Raw genomic sequence first — 21,186 nt, forward strand, 5'->3', positions numbered from 1 at the left:
TTCGTTCGGTGAACCGGTATCAGCATTTAAAAATTAAAGATCAATTGTTTATCTTGATTTCATTGATCATGGCCGTTTCGCTCATCTTGATCTTGAGTGGCGTTCAATACGCGTTCCGTGTCTATGACCAGCAGATTTACAGGAAGTCGTCACAGGTGCTGATGTTATCATCAAAAAGCATTGAAGATGAATTGAAAAAGATTGAGGATGTGTCATATCAACTGACCACTGACGCCGCCATCCAAGCAAACCTTCTGAACGCCGGCCGCGGCCAAAACAAATACGTGACCTACCGAATGAAAAGCAAAATCTGGGATAAGCTTGCCGAATATACCGGCTCTAAGCGGTACATTAAATCGATTCATTTGTTTGATGCTTCCGGAACCGAGTATTCCGCAGGTGCGAATTTAACCGAAGCATTGCGGGAGCAAAAGAATGCGCTGATCGAAAAAGCGTCGCGCCAAAAAGGCGGCAACACGTGGGAGCCTATGCCGGGTGAAACCGGCGAGCTGTTATCCGTCCGGGAAATTCGCTCCTATGAGCGTTTAAACCTTGACCATCTGGGAACAGTGGTGATTGTCGCCGATTTAAAACGGGTGATCGGCGATCTTCCGAAAGACTGGGGGGAAGGCGCAGGCAAGATTGCGATGTCGGACGAGCAGGAGCTGTTTTTTTCTGAAATGCCTTTCAGCCAAACCGATGGACTACGTTTATCTTCTCACGCAGAAAACGGATATGACATTGTGGAGGAAAACGGCCAGCGCTTTTTCGTTTCATATGTCAAATCAGCGTATAAGAATTGGACGTATTGGAGCCTGATCCCTTTTGACGCGATGTTTTCGAAAATCTCTGCGATGAAGACGATCCTGATTTCCCTTTTTATTCTCTTCTTTCTGATTGCGGTTCTCTTTGGAAGGAAAATGGCCAGGGGCATTACGAGTCCGATTGAGAAGCTGGTGGCAGCCATGAAAAATGTCCAAACCGGCGACTTTAAACTGGCGCCGCTCACTCGTGCTCCTTCAGACCGGCAGGATGAAGTCAGCGTCTTAAACCGCAACTTTTTTACAATGGTTGAACGGATCAATGAACTGATTGCCGAGAACTACGAGAAGCAGCTGATGCTGAAAGAGACGGAATTCAGAGCGCTCCAAGCGCAAATCAACCCCCACTTTTTATACAACACGCTCGAGTCGATCAACTGGCTGGCAAAAACGAACCGTCAGCCGCAAATTTCAAAGATGACGGAATCCCTCGGGTTTTTGCTCAGGAATGCCATCAATATGAAAAACGACGTGGTGACGATCGAGGAAGAAGCTGAAATTGTGCTCCACTATTTTACCATTCAGCGTTTTCGCTTTGAGGAGCGGCTCGTTTTTGAACTCGACATTGAGCCGGCGGTGAAAAAATGCCGCGTGCCAAAGCTTGTCCTCCAGCCTTTGGCTGAAAATGCGATTACATACTGTCTCGAGCCCTTCATTGAACCTTGCCATATTCACATTAAAGCATATAAAAAAGGCGGGTTTGTATATTTAACGGTTACCGACAACGGACCGGGCATGGATGAAGACTTTTTGGAAAAAGCGAGAAAAGAGCTTGTCCGGACAAGAGGCAGAGGAATCGGACTGCAAAATATCGATGAGCGCATTCAGCTGATGTTTGGCAAAGGGTACGGCTTGACGATTTCAAGCGAAAAGAACAAGGGAACCGAAATGTTAATTAAAATACCATTTCAAAGCGGGGTGTGATGATGTATAAAGTGCTGTTGGCGGACGATGAACGGATTATTCTCGACGGCATCTCCAGCATGATCGAGTGGAGTTCGTTCGAAACGTCTTTGATCGGAGCCGCACAAAACGGGATTGACGCTTACCGCCTGATTATGGAAGAGCGGCCGGACATTGTGATCAGCGATATTAAAATGCCCGGGATGGGAGGACTCGAACTGATCGAGAAAGTGTCCCGCGACTACCCGTCAATCCGGTTTATTTTGCTGACGGGCTTCGGCCAGTTTGAATATGCAAAAAAAGCGATGTCATACGGAGTCAGACATTATTTGCTCAAACCCTGCAATGAAAACCACATTACAGATTCGCTTCAAAGCGTGATCGGCGAGCTGAAAAAAGAGGAATCGGCGCAAAAAGTAAAAAATGATCTGGAGATGATGAAGCCGCATCTTATGAAGCAAATGTTAAAAGAGCTGGTCACGGGCAGCCGTATCGAGGATGAAACGTGCCTGCGCTTTTTTTCAGAGCAAAAGGTCATCAGACTGATCCTGTTTTCCGTCCGGGACGGGGATGACAAAGACTATGCCCAAGGTGTTGAGTCCATTGCGGATGAGGTGCTGAACGGTTCTGTCATCGCTTCGGCCTGCGTTCAACAAGTGCTTGTTTGTGCAGTTGACGGAAAAGTCGCTCCTGCCGTACTTGAGGAAAAAATGAAAAGCGTCCAAGAACTTTCACGCCATCTGCTTCAATTTGAACCTGAAGCATCACTCAGCGAAAGCGGCAGTATCAGCGAAGCCTCCGCTATGTACGAAAAGGCATACGCACAGATCGTCCAACATGAAGGAGAGACATCGGTTTTAATCGGGAGGATGCTCGATCTCATCGAAAAGGAGGCCTCAAATCCGAAGCTTTCGCTGAAATGGGCAGCCCGCAACATGCTGTACATGAATCCGGATTATCTCGGCAAGCTGTTTAAACAGGAAACCGGTGAAAGGTTTTCAAGCTATGTTGCAAAGGTGCGCATCGAAAAAGCGATCGCGAAGATGAAGAAGTCTAAAAACACGGCCATCGGCGCACTGGCAGAGGAGCTGGGGTTTGGCCACAATCCGAAATACTTCAGCCTTGTTTTTAAAAAATACACAGGATTCACCCCGTCAGAATTTCGAAAAAAAGAAGAAAACACGTTTTAATGCCGCCGGTATATTCGGCGGTTTTTTGCGTATTGACGGAATCTCTGTTTTTTTAACATTCTTCTCTGTTTTTTGAGTTTCTAGGACAAAAAGTTGAATTTAAAATGAAATATAAGCACTTACAAAATAAGGAGGGGAAATGTTGATGAGAAGATTTGTGTTTTTCTCATTTTGCGTTTTGCTGACGCTCGGCCTGTTCGGATGCAGTTCAAACACTGAAGAGGCGGCCGGTGCGGAGGGCAAAAAGAAGGTTACCTTGAGGGTCGCGTGGTGGGGCGGACAGCCTCGGCATGATTATACATCAAAAATCATCGAGCTGTATGAAAAGGAACACCCGCATGTCAAAATCGAAGCGGAGTTTGCGAATTGGGACGATTATTGGAAAAAGCTTGCCCCGATGTCTGCGGCGGGTCAGCTGCCGGATGTGATTCAGATGGATATGGCGTATTTATCCCAATACGGAAAAAAAGGCCAGCTTGAAGACCTGACTCCGTACGTCAAGGACGGGACCATCAATACCGAATCGATTGATGAAAAGACGATCAAAGGCGGCAAAATCGGTGATCAGTTATACGGCTTCCCGCTCGGTGTGAATGTGCTGTCGGTGATTACAAATGATGACATGCTAAAAGAAGCGGGCGTTGAAATTGACGACGGCAGCTGGACGTGGACCGATTTTGAAAACCTGGCGCTAGAGGTCGAGGAGAAGACGGGGCAATACGGTTCAAACGGCATGCATCCGCCTGATGTCTTTTTCCCTTATTACTTGAGGACGAAGGGCGAGCGCTTTTATAAAGAGGACGGCACAGGCCTTGCTTATTCAGACGACAAGCTGTTTGTCGATTACTTCAAGCGTCAGGTGAAGCTCGTTGATGAAAAAGCATCGCCGACACCTGATGAAAGCGCGCAAGTGAAGGGAATGGAGGACGATTTTATCGTTAAAGGCCGAACGGCTGCAACATGGAATTATTCAAATCAGTTTTCGGCGTTCGCACAGCTGACCGATGCACCTCTGTCATTAAATCTGCCTCCTGAACAGGCGAAAGAAAAGGCGCTGTTTTTAAGGCCGAGCATGCTGTTTTCAATCCCGAAAAGCTCCGAGCAAAAAAAAGAAGCGGCTGCATTCATCGACTTCTTTATTAACAATGAAAAAGCCAATGCCCTGATCAAAGGAGAAAGAGGCGTGCCGGTTTCCTCCAAAATTGCGGAAACGGTGAAGAAAGAACTGAGTGAAGAGGAGAAAAAGATTTTCGAATATGTCGAACGGGCTTCGGAGTCCGCGGGGGAAGCGGAACCGCCTGAACCGATCGGCAGCGCCGAAGTTATCAAACTGCTAAAAGACACATCAGACCAGATTTTGTTTAAAAAGATCACGCCTGAAGAAGGAGCCGCGAAGTTCAGAAAAGAAGCGGACGCGATACTGAAAAGAAATCAACAATGATAAGCGGGACAAGTGGAGGAAGGCCGCTCATCAAATGCAGGAGGAAGTGAACGTGAAGCGAAAAAATAGAATTGACAATTTGGCGGGTTACGCCTTTATTTCCCCGTTTATTATCGGATTTTTATGCTTTACCGTCATTCCGATGGGAGCCTCGCTGTTTCTGTCTTTTACAAGCTACGATCTGTTCACCCCGCCCAAATGGGTCGGCCTTGACAACTATAAGGCGATGCTGACAGATGATGAAAAGTACTGGGGCTCGCTGAAAGTGACGTTTTATTACGTGCTCGCGGGTGTTCCGCTGCGCCTCGCGTTTGCGCTTTTCATTGCGGTGATTTTGAACAGAGCCGAAAAAGGTGTCGGCATTTACCGGACGCTCTTTTATCTCCCGTCCATTATCGGCGGCAGCGTGGCGGTCGCGATTATGTGGCGAAATGTATTCGGCAATGACGGTGTTATCAATGCGCTTTTGTTCTTCCTCGGATTTGACAAGAAGATTCTTTGGTATCAGGATCCGACAAGCGCATTGTGGACCTTGATTCTTTTGTCGGTGTGGCAGTTCGGCTCTTCCATGCTGATCTTTCTTGCCGGATTGAAAAATATCCCGCCGATGTATCAGGAAGCGGCAAGCGTCGACGGTGCAAACAGATTTCAGCGTTTTTTTCTCATTACGCTCCCGCTTCTCAGTCCGATCATCTTTTTTAACCTGGTGATGCAGACCATTTCAGCCTTCATGACCTTTACGCCGGCCTACATTATTTCAAAAGGGGAAGGCGGTCCGCTTGACGGGACGCTTCTATATTCTCTCTATTTGTTCCAGCGGGCCTTCAACTTTTTCCAAATGGGCTACGCATCGGCGATGGCATGGGTGATGCTCATCCTGATCGGCCTTGTCACATTCATATTGTTCAAAACTTCATCCTTATGGGTGCATTACGAATCGAAGGAGGGGTAGCTGGTGGAGCCGGTAAAAGACATTTCGGGGCGGGCGGCGCCTGCCCCGCTTCCCGCAGGAACGGGAAAGAAAAGAGCCGGGCAGCTCGTGTTCCATATCGCGACTGCCGGTCTTGCGATCATCCTTTTGTATCCCGTTATCTGGCTGATCGCAAGCTCGTTTAAAGAAAGTGCGAGCATATTCGCTACATCCCATTCGCTCATCCCGGATCCTTTGATCCTGTCCAATTACACGGAGGGCTGGAAAGGGATCGCCGGACAGCCGTTCATCACATTTATTAAAAATTCGCTTATCATCGTCGGCCTCTCGACGGTCGGTGCGGTTTTGTCCTCAGCGTTCATCGCTTATGGATTCGCGCGGATTCCGTTTAAAGGAAAGGCGTTTTGGTTTAGCTGCATGATGGTGACGATGATGCTGCCGCACGAGGTGCTGATGATTCCGCAATACATCATTTTTGCAAAATTGGATTGGCTGAATTCATTCAAGCCGATCGTTGTTCCACAATTTTTCGGGCACGCGTTTTTTATCTTTTTGATGATTCAGTTCATCAGGACGATCCCGGTAGAACTCGATGAAGCGGCAAAAATTGACGGCTGCAGCCGTCTCGGCATCTTTTTCAGAATCATTTTGCCATTGATCGCACCGGCGCTCGCGACGTCCGCCATCTTCTCGTTTTACTGGAAGTGGGAGGAGCTGATCAATCCGCTTCTTTACTTGAACAAGCCGGAGCTTTACCCGGTTTCTCTGGCACTAAAGCTGTTTTTAGATACGGAAACGGCGTCTAACTGGGGGGCGATGTTTGCGATGTCAGTCGTCTCACTCGTCCCGGTGATCCTCGTGTTTTTCGTCTTTCAAAAATCGATCGTCCAAGGAATCAGCATGAGCGGATTAAAATAAAAAGGGAGAGAAGAGTGCATGACAAAGCTTGTTTTTGATGAAGAAAAACTGAATGAAGTGATCGACAGAATCGTCAAGCGGACATTTCAGATGGATTTCGAATGGGATTGGCCGGGCGGCGTCGCGTTTTACGGCGTCGCTGAGGCGTATGAAGCAACCGAAAATGACGAATACCTCGAACTTTTGAAAAACTGGACGGATGAAAAGCTTGAAGACGGCTTGCCTAAGCTGTCGATCAACGGGGTATCCATCGGCCATACCCTTCTGTCGCTCTACCAGGCGACAGGAGATGACCGTTATCTTGACACCGCCCGGCAAATGGCGGACTATGTGCTCCGCGAAGCGCCCCGGTTCGCAGATGGGATTTTGCAGCACACCGTCAACTCAGAGAAACATGTATTCCCTGAACAGGCATGGGTCGATACGATGATGATGGCGGGCTTGTTCCTTCTCCGAATCGGCAAAACTGTCGGCAGCGAGGCATATTTTGAAGACGGGCTGCGCCAGTATCACGGCCATGAGGAATTTTTGCAAGACATGGAGACCAATCTCTATTATCACGGATGGGACCATGTGGCCAAAAACAATCTGTCAGGCATATTTTGGGGAAGGGGAAACGGATGGGCCGCTTTGACAATGGCTAAAGCGCTCCCTTTGATCGATGTTACGCATCCTTCATACATGATCATTGACGGTTCACTTCGAGACTTGTTGAGCGCGCTTGTCAGGCTTCAGCATCCTTCTGGTTTATGGCACACCGTACTGACGGATCCTGATTCATATCTTGAAGTGTCGGGATCTGCGGGGATTGCTTCCGGCCTGCTGTCCAGAGGCTCGCTATACCACAAATCCGTTCAGAAGGCGCTCACAGCCATAACAGATGCGGTCGCGCCTGACGGAAGGGTGGAACGCGTTTCAGCGGGCACAGCAGTGATGCGGGATGCACAGGGATACAAAGACGTTCCGTATAAACGGATTCAAGGCTGGGGACAGGGGCTTGCCCTGACGTTTTTGGCAGACGTCGTCCGCTCCAAGTCGCGCGCGTTCCAATAGAAATTGAAAAAGAAACATTCTTTTCATTGCAGTGGGGGGAGAGGGATGAAAAAGCTGCATCAAAGATATGTTTCACGGCGAAAAGGAAGTTTTTTTAAAAAAAGCTTTGTGCTGATTCTGCTGATTGCGTGTATTCCTGGCTTATTGACGGGTGCAGGAATCTATTTGTTTTCCGCTGCAAAAATTGAAAAAGAGCTCCAACAAATGCACGAGAACCAGGTGAAACGCCAAATCAGCCAAATCGATGACAAGCTGGAAGGGCTTGAGATCATGCTCTCCCAGCTTGCATATGATCCGCGCCTGATGAACGGTCTGGCCGATGCCGATCTGCAAACGGATTTTCAAACGACGTACAGGCTCTCAAAATCGCTGTTTGTGCTTCAGGATCAAAATCCGCTCATTCACAAGGTTGAACTGTTTATTCAAGGGAAAGAGCCGATTCTTTTAAATCCGGAATACAGCGGAATGACCGACCGGAACATCTTAAAGGCCTATCATTCGTTGCTTGAAGGCTGTCAAAACGTTTATTGGAAAGACATGAGCGCCGCTCCTTACGGAATGGCGCTTGTCCACAAAATTCCGGGAGGCATCTCAGAGCCGTTCGGCGCGCTGATTTTAACGATTGACGAAAAAGAAATGGGGCATTTGCTGGAAAGCCTTTCACCGTATTCAAAGGGAACAGCGCTTCTTTTTCATCATAATCAAAAGCCTGTTTTTTCCGGGAGCAAACGCGGCAAAGCCAATTTTGAAAGCGTTTTAAAAGGGATGCTTGAGAAACAAAAAAATCAACAGGGCTCCTTTGTGATGGATTGGGACGGAGGGGCGTATTCCGTTTCATACGGACGAATGGACAGATTAAACCAGGAATGGACCTATGTCTCGGCTTCACCGATGTCGGCGATTACGGCTCCGGTGTTGTTTTTATCGAAGCTCGTCGCGTCGGTCAGCATCGCCGGGATCGTTCTTGCTTTCATTCTGTCATGGTATGCGTCACACAAAATTTATTCACCTGTCGCAAGGCTGATCAAGCTCTGCTCAGGAGAGGGTAAGGCCGCTCATTTTCCGGATGAATTTCATTGGCTCGAGAAGCGCTGGGAAGACCTGACTGAGGAAAGCGGCAGACTGAAAAAGGAAATGCCCCAGGCTGCAAACGTTTTTTTTCAGCGCCTTCTCGGCGGATACTTTGCAGATGAATCAGAGAGGAATTTGAGAGATCGTCTGAAAAGGTGGGGCTGGGAAGCGAAAGACAATGTGTTTACCATCATCGATATCCAGCTGACGGGACTTTACGAAGGGAACGGAGCTTTTACAAAAAAGGATGAAAGTCTGACGGGTTTTTTGCTGGGCAACATTACGCGCGAACTGGCTGGTAGGACTTTCAAACATATTTATATGACCGATGTCCGTTCGTTATCGCTTGCTGTGCTGCTGATGAGCGGCAGGAAAACAGCCTTCAAGGAAGAAACCGCCCAATTTGTCCGTGAGCTGACGGATGTGATCTGCGGCATATCAAGACTCCACGTCACAGTGACGGTATCAAAAACCGCTCACATGTTAAAAGACATTCCCGGCATGTATGAAGAGGTGAAAGAAGGCAGGCATTACAGACAGTTCGAAAACGCCAGCCAGGTGATCGATTTAAGCCGGAAGGAAGACATGACTCCCGTTGAATCATACTATCCGTTCACCCTTGAAAAAGAGGTCGTTAGGGCGTTACGGCTTGAAGAAAGGGATGAAGTCGAAAGGCGGATCAGGCTGTTCATCCGGGAACTGTCCGAAAAAGGAAAGACGGAAATCCGCATCCAGCCGGGCATGATGCAGCTGTTGGCAAAGATCCAGGAAGAGATCTTTCATTCCGGCCTTCACCCTTATGAATTGTTCAGCCGAAAAAATCTGCTGCAGGAGCTTTCAGAGCTGAGGGAGCCGGAAAGGGCCGTCGGCTGGATGATGGAGCGTGTCGTAAGCCCGTATCTTAAAGAAATGGAAGGCAGGAAAAACAGACAGCAAAAACGGCTTGTCGAACAGGTGCTTGAGATGATTCATCAGCATTATATGAACGATATCTCGCTTGAAAGCTGCGCTGATCAAGCCGGGACGAATTCGTATACGCTGAGCAAAGCTTTCAAACAAGTAACCGGCATCAATTTTATCGACTATGTTACCCGTCTCAGAATCGAAAAAGCGAAAGAGCTTCTTCTTGAAACGAATAAAAAAATCCATGACGTTTCTGAAGAAGTCGGCTACAGACACAGCTATTTCAACCGGATTTTCAAGAAGCAGGTCGGCATTCCGCCGAGCCGCTACAGGCAGATTCATCAGGAATCTTCGTGAAAGGGAGAGTGTTATGAAACGAACAGACGAAAAGCCAAAAGTGTCAGTATATTTGGCCGGGGATTCGACCGTCGCAGACTGTCCTCCGCATGAAGCGCCGATGGCCGGCTGGGGACAGATGCTTCCGCTGTTTTTCTCAGATGAGGCTGTGGTCGTGAATATGGCAAAAGGCGGGGCCAGTTCGAACAGCTTCATTGATGAAGGCCGGCTCGATGACATTACGGAGCGGCTTGGGCCTGATGATTATGTGTTGATCCAGTTCGGCCACAACGATCAAAAACCGTACGGAACAGACCCGTATACAACCTATCAGGAGCATCTTGTCCGCTATGTTGAAGCGGTTCGCGAAAAACAGGCGACTCCGGTTTTGATCACTTCCGCAGAGCGCAGACGCTTTGATCAAAACGGAAAGCCTGCCGACACACTCGGAGATTTTCCGAAAGCGATGAAGGCGCTCGCTGACCGCTTCGAAGTTCCGCTCATCGATTTATGGTCCAAAACAAAAGCGCTCTATGAATCTCTCGGAACGGAAGACTCAAAACGGCTGTTCGTCCACTTTCAGCCGCATGAACATCCTCATTATCCAAATGGAATTGAAGACAATACCCATTTTTCCGAGGCGGGGGCCCGTCAAGTCGCCTGGCTGGTAACAGAAGGAATCAGAGAGCTCGGCCTGCCTCTAGCGGCTTATCTTCATTGTGAAAGGAGCGACTTCCGTGCCGAAGTGTAATGCAAGAGAAGGAAGCCTGATTTATCAAAACCCTTTATCGTCTCCTGAAGATCTCCGCGGCTGGGTGATGGAAGGAAAAGGAATCGTTCGTTTTCCGAACGGCCGCCTGCATATGGAGAATGAACTCGATGCTGAGCAATATGGAGACGATGCCCATTTTGTTTACTGGTGTCCAGAGACATTCCCTGATGGAATAGTTGTGAAGTGGGATTTCTATCCTGTGCGGGAGCCCGGCTTATGCATGATATTTTTTGCAGCCACCGGGATCAATGGGGAAGATTTATTTGACGGGCGGCTGGCGGAGAGAACAGGGAAATATCCGCAATATCATTCAGGGGACATCAACACATTGCACCTGTCGTATTTCAGACATAAGCATGCTGATGAAAGAGCATTCCGAACATGCAACCTCAGGAAAAGCCGCGGTTTTCACCTCGTCTGTGAGGGAGCCGACCCGCTTCCGCCCGCTAATGACGCTTTGCCTCCCTATCGGATGAAGCTCATAAAAGACGGGGCATCCGTTCATTTTTCAATCAACGGGCTGCCCATTTTGGAATGGGAGGATGACGGCAGGCGTTTCGGCCCGGTTTACGGAGGAGGAAAAATCGGCTTCAGGCAAATGGCTCCGCTGAAAGCAGCCTACGCCAACTTTGAAGTGCGCAGGCTGCTGCGCGACTGAAAGGGGGATCGGACATGCGGGAAAAAGGCGTGATGGCGATGATGTACGGCGCTTGTGAAGCGATCATGAAAATCGCCTGGCTGAACGCGCTCTGGGTTTTATTCACGCTGGGAGGAGGCGTTGTTTTCGGCTGGGCTCCGAGCACGGCCGCGATGTTCACGGTCGTGCGCAAGTGGCTGCTCGGCCGGACGGACGCACCGGTATTCAAAACGTTTTATCAAACGTATAAAAAAGAGTTTTTCAAAACAAACGGACTTGGCCTCATCCTCCTCGCCGCCGGCACAATTTTATTAGTAAACTATCAATTTTTCCGCCTCCGTGAGGATTTATTTTCAATCATCATCAGCTATGCCACACTGATGGCCGGACTCATGTATGTCGTAGTTTTCGTGTATATTTTTCCGCTTTACGTTCACGTTCAGCTGCCGTTTGCCCGCTATTTTTCACAGGCTGCACTGATCGGTCTCGTTCGTCCTTTGACGACGGCCGGAATGGCTGCTGCTGGAGGTTTTGTCGTTTATGTGCTGTTGACGGTTCCGGGACTGATCCCATTTTATGGTGTCAGTTTGTTTGCTCTTGTATTAATGTTCATTGCACATCGCTGTTTTTTGCGTCTGGAAGGCTAGCTGAACCGTGCAAAAATGAGAAAAGTGAGCAAAAAAGTATCAATTGAAAAAGGAGAACCGCTTTAAATCGGACTTGAACACATCTTTTCCCTTCGGCAAAAAAGTGCAATTGAATAAAAATGGAAGCCATAATAGAATCCCTTTTAAGTAAGCGCTTACAAAAAAGGCGAAGGGAGAAGATGATGAAAAAAGGAAAGAAAAGGTGGAAGAAACTGTTGGCCGCGTCATCTCTTTTATTCATTACGCTTGTGACCGGCTTCTCGGAACAAGCGGAAGCAGACGGGCGGACGGCTGCGCAGGCAAGGCAAATGGAGTCGCTGAACCGGGGGCTTGTCGCTGTTAAAACGGGGAACGGTGTCTTTGTGAGCTGGCGGCTGCTCGGAACCGAGCCCGCTTCTGTTTCATTTAATGTGTATCGAAACGGAGAGAAGCTGAACGGTTCCCCGATTACATCGAGTACAAATTATCAGGATGCAGGCGGGGATTCGAATGCCGTTTACCAGGTGCGCGCCGTTTTGAACGGCGTGGAGCAGGCTCCTTCTGAAACCGCCGGAGTTTGGAATAAACCATACAAATCTGTTCCGCTGCAAAAACCGGCCGGGGGAAAAACGCCTGATGGGGTGTCATTCACATACAGCGCCAATGATGCGAGCGTCGGCGATCTTGATGGAGACGGCGAATATGAAATCATTCTCAAGTGGGATCCTTCCAATTCAAAGGATAATTCACAGGACGGATACACGGGAGACGTGCTGATTGACGCATACAAGCTTGACGGGACCATGATGTGGAGAATCAACCTTGGCAAAAACATTCGCGCCGGCGCCCATTATACACAGTTTCTCGTCTATGACTTTGACGGCGACGGAAAAGCGGAAATCGCCATGAAGACAGCCGACGGGACGAAAGACGGCAAGGGAAAGGTGATCGGAAATGCAAACGCCGATTATCGCAATGCCCAAGGCCGAATTTTGTCAGGGCCTGAGTATTTGACGGTTTTTAAAGGCGATACAGGCGCTGAGCTTACAACGGTCAACTACGAACCTGCCCGGGGAAATGTAGCCGATTGGGGAGACAGCTACGGCAACAGGGTTGACCGCTTTCTGGCCGGTGTCGCATACCTTGACGGGGAGCGGCCGAGTTTTGTCATGGCACGCGGTTATTACACGAGAACAGTGCTTGTCGCTTACAACTTTAGAGGCGGAAAGCTGACCAAACTGTGGACGTTCGATTCGGACGCTCCCGGAAATGGCGCCTATGCCGGTCAAGGCAACCACAGTTTGAGCGTCGCTGATGTTGACGGAGATGGAAAGGACGAAATCATATACGGAGCGATGGCTGTCGATCATGACGGTAAAGGCCTTTATTCAACCGGATGGGGACATGGGGATGCCATGCATACAGGAAACCTGGACCCCTCAAGACCGGGACTCGAAGTCTTTCAAGTGCATGAAAACAGCAATTCTCCCTATGGATTGTCTTTCCGGGACGCGAAAACGGGAAAGATCATCTGGGGAGTGCACGCAGGCAAGGATGTCGGACGCGGGATGGCTGCTGATATCGATCCGCGCTACGAAGGAGCGGAAGTATGGGCGAACGGCGGTCTTTATACGGCAAAAGGCGTAAAAATCGGGAGCACATTGCCTTCATCAACGAACTTCGGCATCTGGTGGGACGGCGATCTCCAAAGAGAGCTTCTGGACAGCAACAGAATTGATAAATGGGATTATCGAAATTCGCGAACCGTTAACTTGCTGACAGCATCTGGAGCTTCGGCAAATAACGGAACAAAAGCGACGCCGTCCCTGCAGGCTGACATTCTCGGAGACTGGCGCGAAGAAGTGATCTGGCGAGCAGATGACAGCAGCGAACTGCGCATCTACACGACGACAGATATGACGGAACACCGCTTGTATACGCTGATGCATGATGCCGTCTATCGCCTCGGAATCGCCTGGCAGAATGTCGGCTACAACCAGCCGCCGCACACCGGCTTTTATTTAGGCGAAGGCATGCAGACACCTGAGAAGCCGAACATTTATACACGCTGATGGAAAAGGGGAGCTGCATAATGAAGCGATATGTTCGTTGCGTATGGGCCATCCTTCTCCTTTTCTTCTTCAGCACGGGGATTGAGGGACCTGCGCAGCCGAAAGCCGCTGCCGCACATCACAGTCAGGATCTTTTTCTGTTCGATTTTGGAAAAGGTCCCGCTGAGAAGGATTATGTGAAAGTGAACGAGGCCTCCGCGTATCAAAATGGTAAAGGCTACGGGTTTTCACGGGCAGGGAACGCTGTGTGCAAAAAGACGCAAAAAAAAGAAGCGCTCAAGAAAGACTATTGTGTCGTGAACCGGACGGCTTTTCTGGCGGTTCTTTCTCCTGGCGAATACCGCGTAACCGTATTTGCCTCATCCCGCGGTGAATTGAAGCTTTATGCCGAAGGAGAGGAAATGGGAACGATCCCGGCCGGAGCAAAGGGAAGTTCAGCCGAAAAAGCGTTCACCGTTACGGTGGAAGACGGGCGTCTCGATTTGGAGTGGAAAGGACCTCAGCCAAAAGTGTATGCCGTCGAAATTTCGAAGGTGTATCGGTTTGATTTCGGTGACGGGCCTCTTGCTTCGGGCTTTATTCCGATAGACGCGCAATCGGCTTATACCCCTTTAAAAGGCTACGGATTTGACGACACAACAAAGGTGACTTGTACGGACCGCGGTATCGCCGATCCGCTTCGTTCAGACTTTTGCATACCGGATGGAACGGCGTTTACGGTCGATTTGCCTGACGGTCAATATCATGTCCGGCTGATAACCGGAGATGCCCGAGCAAAAACGAACATGGACGTACGGGCAAATGGCATGATTCAGCTCTATTCATTTGGAGCGGAAGCGGGCGGATACAACGAAAAAACGTTTCCGATTCATATTTCCGGCGGCCGCCTTTCCATTCAAGCCTTAGCAGCGAGAACAGCGCCGCGCCTCAATGCGCTGGTCTTGACGAAGACGGCTTATCATGTAACGGATGACAAGACGACGGTTTTTCTGGCGGGAGATTCCACGGTTTCCGATTATGAACCAGGTTATGCGCCGATGGCAGGCTGGGGGCAATTTTTAGGCGGCTATTTCTCGGATGAAATTGTCATCGACAACCAGGCGAAACGCGCGAGAAGCGCGAAAAGTTTTGTGGATGAACGGTCGCTGGATACGATTTTAAACCGGATGAAACGGGGCGATTATTTGTTGATTCAGTTCGGCATCAATGACGCCGGGCAAGATCCGGCCCGTCATACAGATCCGTATACGACATTTCAGGAATACTTGAGAACCTACATTAACAAAGCCCGCGAAAAAGGAGGACGGCCTGTGCTCGTCACTTCTCAAAGTAAACGAACCTATGATGAAAAGGGCGTTTTTTACAACAGCATCGGAGAATATCCGAACGCAATGAGACAGCTCGGACGGGAAATGAACGTTCCGGTGCTCGATTTAAATAAAAAGAGCATTGATTATTACAACGAGATCGGCGTTGAAGCGACTAAAAACGTATTTATGTTTTTAGAGCCGGGAGAAAGCCCGAATTATCCAGACGGAATCCAGGACAGGGTGCATGTTCACGAGTTCGGCGCCAACCAATTGGCAAGGCTCGTAACAGAAGAAATCGCCGATATGAACATGTATCCGCTGAAACATTCGCTCAAGAAATAAGGTGTCGGGAGAGCCGGTCTCCGGTTCTCCCGTTCGCCATTCCATACCGTAAAGGGGAGAGAGGACGATGGGAGAAAAAGACGTACATGCAGCAGCTGAACGCGTTCGGCCGGTGAAATCGACGGCAAAACCGAGGCAAATGGAACGCTTGAACCGCGGACTTGTGGCCGTAAAAACAAAAAAAGGGGTTTTTCTCAGCTGGCGGCTCTTAGGAACAGATCCGGAAGAAACGGCTTTCAACCTATATCGCAACGGTCACAGAATCAACTCAACACCCGTTTCATCATCGACCAACTTTCTTGATAAACACGGAAACGGAGAATCTGTCTATTATGTGACAAAGGTTCTCGGAGATCAGGAAGTCGAGCAGTCGCACAAAACAGCTGTCTGGCAGAAGCCGTACTTGGATGTTCCGTTAAACAAGCCTGACGGCGGGACAACTCCTGACGGCGTACAGTATACGTACAGCGCCAATGACGCGAGCATCGGAGATCTCGACGGCGACGGAGAATACGAAATTGTGCTCAAATGGGACCCGTCCAATTCGAAAGATAATGCACACAACGGCTATACCGGAGAAGTCATCATCGATGCATATAAGCTTGATGGGACATTCATGTGGAGGATTCATCTCGGGAAAAACATCCGCGCGGGCGCCCATTATACGCAATTGATGGTCTATGATCTTGACGGCGACGGGAAAGCGGAAATCGCCATGAAGACAGCTGACGGAACGGTTGACGGAACCGGTCGGGTGATTGGCGATCCTGCTGCCGATTACAGAAATGAAAATGGACGAATTTTGGACGGGCCTGAATATTTGTCGATTTTTCACGGGGAAACGGGAAGGGAATTGGCAACCGTGGATTACGATCCGCCGCGGGGCAGGCTTGAGGATTGGGGAGACAGATACGGCAACCGCATGGATCGATTTTTGGCAGGCATCGCCTATTTGGACGGTGAAAGGCCGAGTCTTGTTATGGCGCGCGGCTATTACACAAGAACGGTGCTTGCCGCTTACAACTTCCGGGACGGCAAGCTGACCAAGCTATGGACATTTGACAGCGACAAGCCCGGAAACGAAGGTTATGCAGGGCAGGGAAACCATAGTCTGAGCGTCGCGGATGTCGACGATGACGGGAAAGATGAGATCGTCTACGGTGCGATGGCCGTGGATCATGATGGAACAGGGCTTTATACGACAGGGCTTGGGCACGGTGACGCCATGCATGTGAGCGATCTTGACCCGGATCGACCCGGGCTGGAAGTCTTCCAAGTGCATGAAGACCCGCGCCTTCCGTACGGTCTCTCATTTCGCGATGCGGGTACAGGGGAGATCCTCTGGGGAGTGCCGGCCGATACAGATGTTGGGCGGGGAATGGCCGCGCATATCGATCCCCGCTATAAAGGCTCGCTTGTCTGGGCGATCGATCCCCCGGGTAATGAAGGGAAATCATACGGCCTCTATACGAGTAAGGGAGAAAAGCTCAGCGACGCCGCTCCGGCTTCGGCCAATTTTGCGATTTGGTGGGACGGCGATCTTCTCCGCGAGCTGCTTGACCACGATTGGAAAGAACCCGCCGGCATCCCGAAAATTGATAAATGGGACTATCACAGCGGCAGGCTGGTCAATCTGCTCACTGCTGACGGAACGCTGTCTAACAATTGGACGAAAGGGACGCCCGTGCTTCAGGCCAATCTATTCGGCGATTGGCGCGAAGATGTCGTATTCCGCACCACGCGAAGCGATGCTCTGCGAATATACACAACGACCGAGCTGACTGAACATCGTTTCTATACGTTCATGCACGATCCCGTCTACCGCTTGGGGGTAGCCTGGCAAAATGTCGCTTACAATCAGCCGCCTCACCCCGGATTTTATTTGGGAACCGGAATGGACAAGCCGCCCCGGCCGAATATTTATACCGCTCCCTGTAAGAGACATGAAGAGTGACAGAGATCGCCGGTTCATTCAGGTTTATTAAATATACAAAAAAGTATGATTGTAATCTCACAGCCTGTTCCCATAAAATGAATGGTAAGCGATTTCATTCCAAAATGAAAAGAGGGATTCATATGGAGTATCAGGCGAGTGATACACGCTATGAAAATATGAAATACAACCGCTGCGGGCATTCAGGTTTAAAACTGCCTGCTTTGTCTTTAGGGCTTTGGCATCATTTCGGAGAAGCCAATTCGTTTCAAAATGCCAAAGCACTGTTAAGAAAAGCATTCGATCTGGGAATCACCCACTTTGACTTGGCGAATAATTATGGTCCGCCCCCCGGTTCTGCCGAAGAAACTTTCGGAAAAGCGCTGAAAACCGATTTTGCCCGCTACCGTGATGAAATGGTCATCAGCACGAAAGCCGGCTATACGATGTGGCCCGGACCATACGGCGATTGGGGGTCAAAAAAGTACCTCGTCGCAAGCCTTGATCAAAGTTTAAAACGAATGGGCATAGATTATGTCGATATATTTTATTCGCACCGCCCTGATCCCCATACACCGCTGGAAGAGACGATGGGAGCGCTCGCCCATATCATCAGGCAAGGAAAAGCTTTATATGTCGGTCTGTCGAACTACAGCGCCGAACAGACCGAAAAGGCGGCCGATATTTTGCAAGAATACGGGGTTCCGCTCCTCATCCATCAGCCCAAATATTCAATGTTCCACAGAGAACCGGAAAACGGCCTGCTGCAAGTGCTGCAGAAAAAAGGAGCCGGGGCGATCGCGTTTACACCTCTTGCTCAAGGGCTTTTATCAACGAAATATTTGACTGGGATTCCCGCCGGGTCAAGAGCCGCAGATGTGAACAGTCCGTTTTTGCAGGCCGAGAGCATCACAGAAGACGTGCTCGGCAAAGTCCGCAAGCTGAATCAAGTGGCGGCCGAACGCGGCCAATCCCTGCCGCAAATGGCGATAGCCTGGCTTTTAAAAAATCCGCGCGTCACCTCGGTGCTGATCGGTGCAAGCAAAACCGAACAGATCGAAGAAAATGCCGCTGCTCTTAAGTCCGCTCGATTCTCAGCTGAAGAGCTCGACACAATTGATAAAATTCTTTCATAAAAAGGAGTGGTCGTGATGACAATCAGCATCTATCTGGCCGGCGATTCGACCGTGCAAAATTATAAGGCGGATTCGCCTCAAGGAGGCTGGGGCGAATTTCTCCAGTCTTATGTATCCGGAAATGTACAGGTGATCAACCGGGCCATCGGGGGCCGAAGTTCAAAAACGTTCGTTGAAGAAGGAAGGCTTGCATCGATTTTAGATGTAATCAAACAGAACGATTGGCTGTTCGTTCAGATGGGGCACAATGACGCGTCGAAAGACAAACCAGAACGCTATACTGAGCCGTATACAACGTATAAACAATACTTGAAAATGTACGTCGACGGCGCGCGTCAAAAAGGAGCTTCGCCGCTTCTCATCACGCCTGTCGCAAGGCTCCATTACAAGGACGGCGTCTTTTTGAACGATTTCCCGGACTACTGCATCGCGATGAAGCAGGTGGCAAGTGAAGAAAACGTCCGCTTGATCGATTTAATGGACAAAAGCCTGCAGCATTTTGCAGAAAAAGGGTACAGCGAGGTATTTAAATATTTTATGATCTCGGAAAATGTCAACGACTACACACATTTTACGAAAAAAGGGGCCCGGGAAATGGCGAAGCTTGTCTCTATCGGCATTCGAGAGCTCGGTCTGCCGTTTGTTAAAGAGACGGTATGAAGATGAACGGAAAACTGTACCACGGCGCTTGCTTTTATCCCGAATTATGGGATGAGGACGTGCTGGATGAAGATATCTGGATGATGAAGCGAGCAGGGATTAATGTCGTCAGAATCGGGGAGTTTGCCTGGTCAAGGATGGAGCCGGAAGAAGGAAGGATCGATGTCGGATTTTTTGCCGGCGTCATCCGAAAGCTCCACGATAACAAAATTGAAACGGTCATGTGCACACCGACTGCGACACCGCCGATCTGGCTGACCCACGGGCATCCGGAAAGAATGCATGTGAATGAAAAAGGAGAGACGATGGGACACGGTTCGAGGCAGCATGCCTGCACAAACCATCCGTATTTTAGAGAGCGGGCCCGCCTGATCATCAAACATATCGCCAAAGAGCTCGGAGAACTGCCGGGATTGATCGGGTGGCAGCTTGACAATGAATTCAAATGCCATGTCGCAGAATGCATGTGTGAAACGTGCAACACATTATGGCACAAATGGCTGGAAGACCGCTATCAGACGATTGACCGTCTGAATGAGGCTTGGGGTACAGGCGTATGGAGCGAAACGTATCAGCGCTTCGAGCAAGTTCCGCAGCCCGGACCGACCCCGTTTTTGCACAATTCTTCTTTAAGGACGATGTATCAGCTGTTTTCGATGGACAAGATTTCTGAATTTGCGCGTGAGCAGGCTGAGGTGATCAGAACATATTCCAACGCCCCGATCACCCATAACAGCAGCGTCATGTTCGGCGTTGATCATGAAGATCTTTTCAAGAGCCTTGATTTCGCCTCGTTTGATACGTACGCCAGCCAGGAAAACAGTGACGCCTTTTTGTTTAATTGTGATTTATGGAGAAACATTAAAAAAGGACGGCCGTTCTGGATAATGGAAACGAGCCCTTCCTACAGCGCTTCGCTTGAAAGCTATGCCGTGCCTCATCAAAACGGCTATTTGAAGGCTGAAGCGGTCTCTTCTTATGCTCTTGGCGGAGCCGCGTTCTGCTATTGGCTGTGGCGTCAGCAGAGAGCCGGATCTGAACAGCCGCATGGATCAGTGATCAGCGCATGGGGGGAGCCTGATGTGGGATATGATCATGTGCTCGAAGTCGAGCAGGCGAGACGGGAGGTTGAGCACATCATGCTGGCGACGGACCCTTTGCAGGCTGAAACAGCCGTCGTCTATTCGGATCGTGCAAAGGTGTTTTTGAAAACGGAGCCACATCGGGGTCTTCACTACAGAACACTGATCACCGAGTTTTATAACCGATTGTTAAAGATGGGCATTCACAGAGATGTCATTCTTGAAGGGAGCTCGCTTGACGGCTATAAACTGCTGTTTACGCCGTTTATTCACTATCTTCCGCCTGCGTTTATCAAAAAAGCCGAAGCCTTTGCACAAAGTGGCGGCATTTGGATTGCGGGTCCGCTGACGGGCGGAAGAACAGAAAATCATACGGTTCACACTGATTGCGGATTAGGGGAGTTGGAAAAAAGTTCCGGAGTCAAAACGCTTTATACATTTCCGATGGATGAGCGGAACTCGAGTGGAGCGGCGTTTGGCGTAAAGGCGCCGCTGAGTCTGTGGAGCGCTGTTTTTAAAGCCGGCGGCACCGAGGCTGTCGGGATAATTGAAAAAGGCCCGGCGTCAGGAAAAGCGTTCATCACAGAGCATAAATGCGGAAAAGGAAAAATCGTCATGCTCGGGTCGATGCCGGCAGGCGAAGCGGGTGACATCATGATGAAAAAGCTGATCAGTCATTACGCAGAAGAAGCGGGTGTTACACAGAAAACCGATGCCACTCCCGGAACAGTCGTCGCGCCCCGGAAAGGAGCAGACGGTCTTGTCTGGGTCGTGATCAATATGGACGGCAAAGGAGGCGCAGTGACACTTGACGGAAACGGAACCGATTTATTGTCCGACAGGCCCGTATCCGGACGCGTGACACTCGGCCCGCACGAATACCGCGTGGTTTTGTTTTCAGAGAATAAATGAATCGCCGCAGGCGCTTGCCCGCGGCTTTTTTGTTTCGTTTTGCTAAAAAAGGGATGATGCCTGCAAAAAAAGGAGCAGACACCTCTCCAATATAAGCAAAAAAGGAATATTGACGGTCAAAAGGCTAAACAGGAAAA

At 49.6% G+C, this 21,186-nt stretch carries 16 protein-coding genes; all 16 read left to right on the forward strand.

What is annotated here, in order from left to right:
- The first annotated feature begins 8 nt into the window (after positions 1-8).
- The 16 genes from KI350_RS09435 (at position 9) to KI350_RS09515 (ending at position 21,049) form a co-directional block, all read left to right on the forward strand.
- Positions 9-1,745 (forward strand): sensor histidine kinase, encoded by a 1,737-nt coding sequence (locus tag KI350_RS09435; protein ID WP_065643295.1) that lies wholly within the window; start codon positions 9-11, stop codon positions 1,743-1,745.
- Entirely contained in the window at positions 1,745-2,914 is a 1,170-nt protein-coding gene (locus tag KI350_RS09440) for a response regulator transcription factor (RefSeq protein WP_081303452.1), read from the forward strand. Before KI350_RS09435 ends, KI350_RS09440 begins: the two co-directional genes overlap by 1 nt.
- A gap of 145 nt (positions 2,915-3,059) precedes the next feature.
- Entirely contained in the window at positions 3,060-4,355 is a 1,296-nt protein-coding gene (locus KI350_RS09445; RefSeq protein WP_374706236.1) for an ABC transporter substrate-binding protein, read from the forward strand.
- A 34-nt stretch (positions 4,356-4,389) separates the two neighbouring features.
- A complete protein-coding gene (locus KI350_RS09450) occupies positions 4,390-5,307 on the forward strand; it encodes a carbohydrate ABC transporter permease (RefSeq protein WP_031305097.1) in 918 nt (305 codons plus the stop codon).
- Positions 5,308-5,394: 87 nt separating this feature from the next.
- Entirely contained in the window at positions 5,395-6,204 is an 810-nt protein-coding gene (locus tag KI350_RS09455; RefSeq protein ID WP_243941130.1) for a carbohydrate ABC transporter permease, read from the forward strand.
- 18 nt (positions 6,205-6,222) lie between these two features.
- A complete protein-coding gene (locus KI350_RS09460; RefSeq protein ID WP_023856745.1) occupies positions 6,223-7,257 on the forward strand; it encodes a glycoside hydrolase family 88/105 protein in 1,035 nt (344 codons plus the stop codon).
- A gap of 45 nt (positions 7,258-7,302) precedes the next feature.
- Complete coding sequence (locus KI350_RS09465) at positions 7,303-9,588, forward strand: AraC family transcriptional regulator (protein ID WP_065643298.1); 2,286 nt, start codon at positions 7,303-7,305, stop codon at positions 9,586-9,588.
- A gap of 13 nt (positions 9,589-9,601) precedes the next feature.
- A complete protein-coding gene (locus KI350_RS09470; RefSeq protein ID WP_065643299.1) occupies positions 9,602-10,318 on the forward strand; it encodes a rhamnogalacturonan acetylesterase in 717 nt (238 codons plus the stop codon).
- Positions 10,305-10,997: a YesU family protein gene (locus tag KI350_RS09475; protein WP_035338906.1), complete on the forward strand. Its 693-nt coding sequence runs from the start codon at positions 10,305-10,307 to the stop codon at positions 10,995-10,997. Before KI350_RS09470 ends, KI350_RS09475 begins: the two co-directional genes overlap by 14 nt.
- A gap of 14 nt (positions 10,998-11,011) precedes the next feature.
- Complete coding sequence (locus KI350_RS09480; protein WP_035338904.1) at positions 11,012-11,623, forward strand: YesL family protein; 612 nt, start codon at positions 11,012-11,014, stop codon at positions 11,621-11,623.
- A 182-nt stretch (positions 11,624-11,805) separates the two neighbouring features.
- The gene (locus tag KI350_RS09485) at positions 11,806-13,674 is read left to right on the forward strand and encodes a rhamnogalacturonan lyase (protein ID WP_035338902.1); all 1,869 of its coding nucleotides are present in this window, start codon (positions 11,806-11,808) and stop codon (positions 13,672-13,674) included.
- A gap of 20 nt (positions 13,675-13,694) precedes the next feature.
- On the forward strand, positions 13,695-15,326 hold the full coding sequence (locus KI350_RS23015) for a rhamnogalacturonan acetylesterase (protein ID WP_230368371.1): 1,632 nt from the start codon (positions 13,695-13,697) through the stop codon (positions 15,324-15,326).
- Between the two features lie 67 nt (positions 15,327-15,393).
- The gene (locus KI350_RS09500) at positions 15,394-17,280 is read left to right on the forward strand and encodes a rhamnogalacturonan lyase (protein ID WP_033155142.1); all 1,887 of its coding nucleotides are present in this window, start codon (positions 15,394-15,396) and stop codon (positions 17,278-17,280) included.
- A 122-nt stretch (positions 17,281-17,402) separates the two neighbouring features.
- Positions 17,403-18,395 (forward strand): L-glyceraldehyde 3-phosphate reductase, encoded by a 993-nt coding sequence (gene mgrA / locus KI350_RS09505; protein ID WP_020451066.1) that lies wholly within the window; start codon positions 17,403-17,405, stop codon positions 18,393-18,395.
- Between the two features lie 15 nt (positions 18,396-18,410).
- Positions 18,411-19,055: a rhamnogalacturonan acetylesterase gene (locus KI350_RS09510; RefSeq protein WP_023856752.1), complete on the forward strand. Its 645-nt coding sequence runs from the start codon at positions 18,411-18,413 to the stop codon at positions 19,053-19,055.
- Positions 19,052-21,049: a beta-galactosidase gene (locus KI350_RS09515; protein ID WP_033155141.1), complete on the forward strand. Its 1,998-nt coding sequence runs from the start codon at positions 19,052-19,054 to the stop codon at positions 21,047-21,049. Before KI350_RS09510 ends, KI350_RS09515 begins: the two co-directional genes overlap by 4 nt.
- The last annotated feature ends 137 nt before the right edge of the window (positions 21,050-21,186 follow it).

The organism is Bacillus sp. J41TS8 (assembly GCF_018333035.1).
In the GTDB taxonomy this organism is placed as follows: domain Bacteria; phylum Bacillota; class Bacilli; order Bacillales; family Bacillaceae; genus Bacillus; species Bacillus paralicheniformis.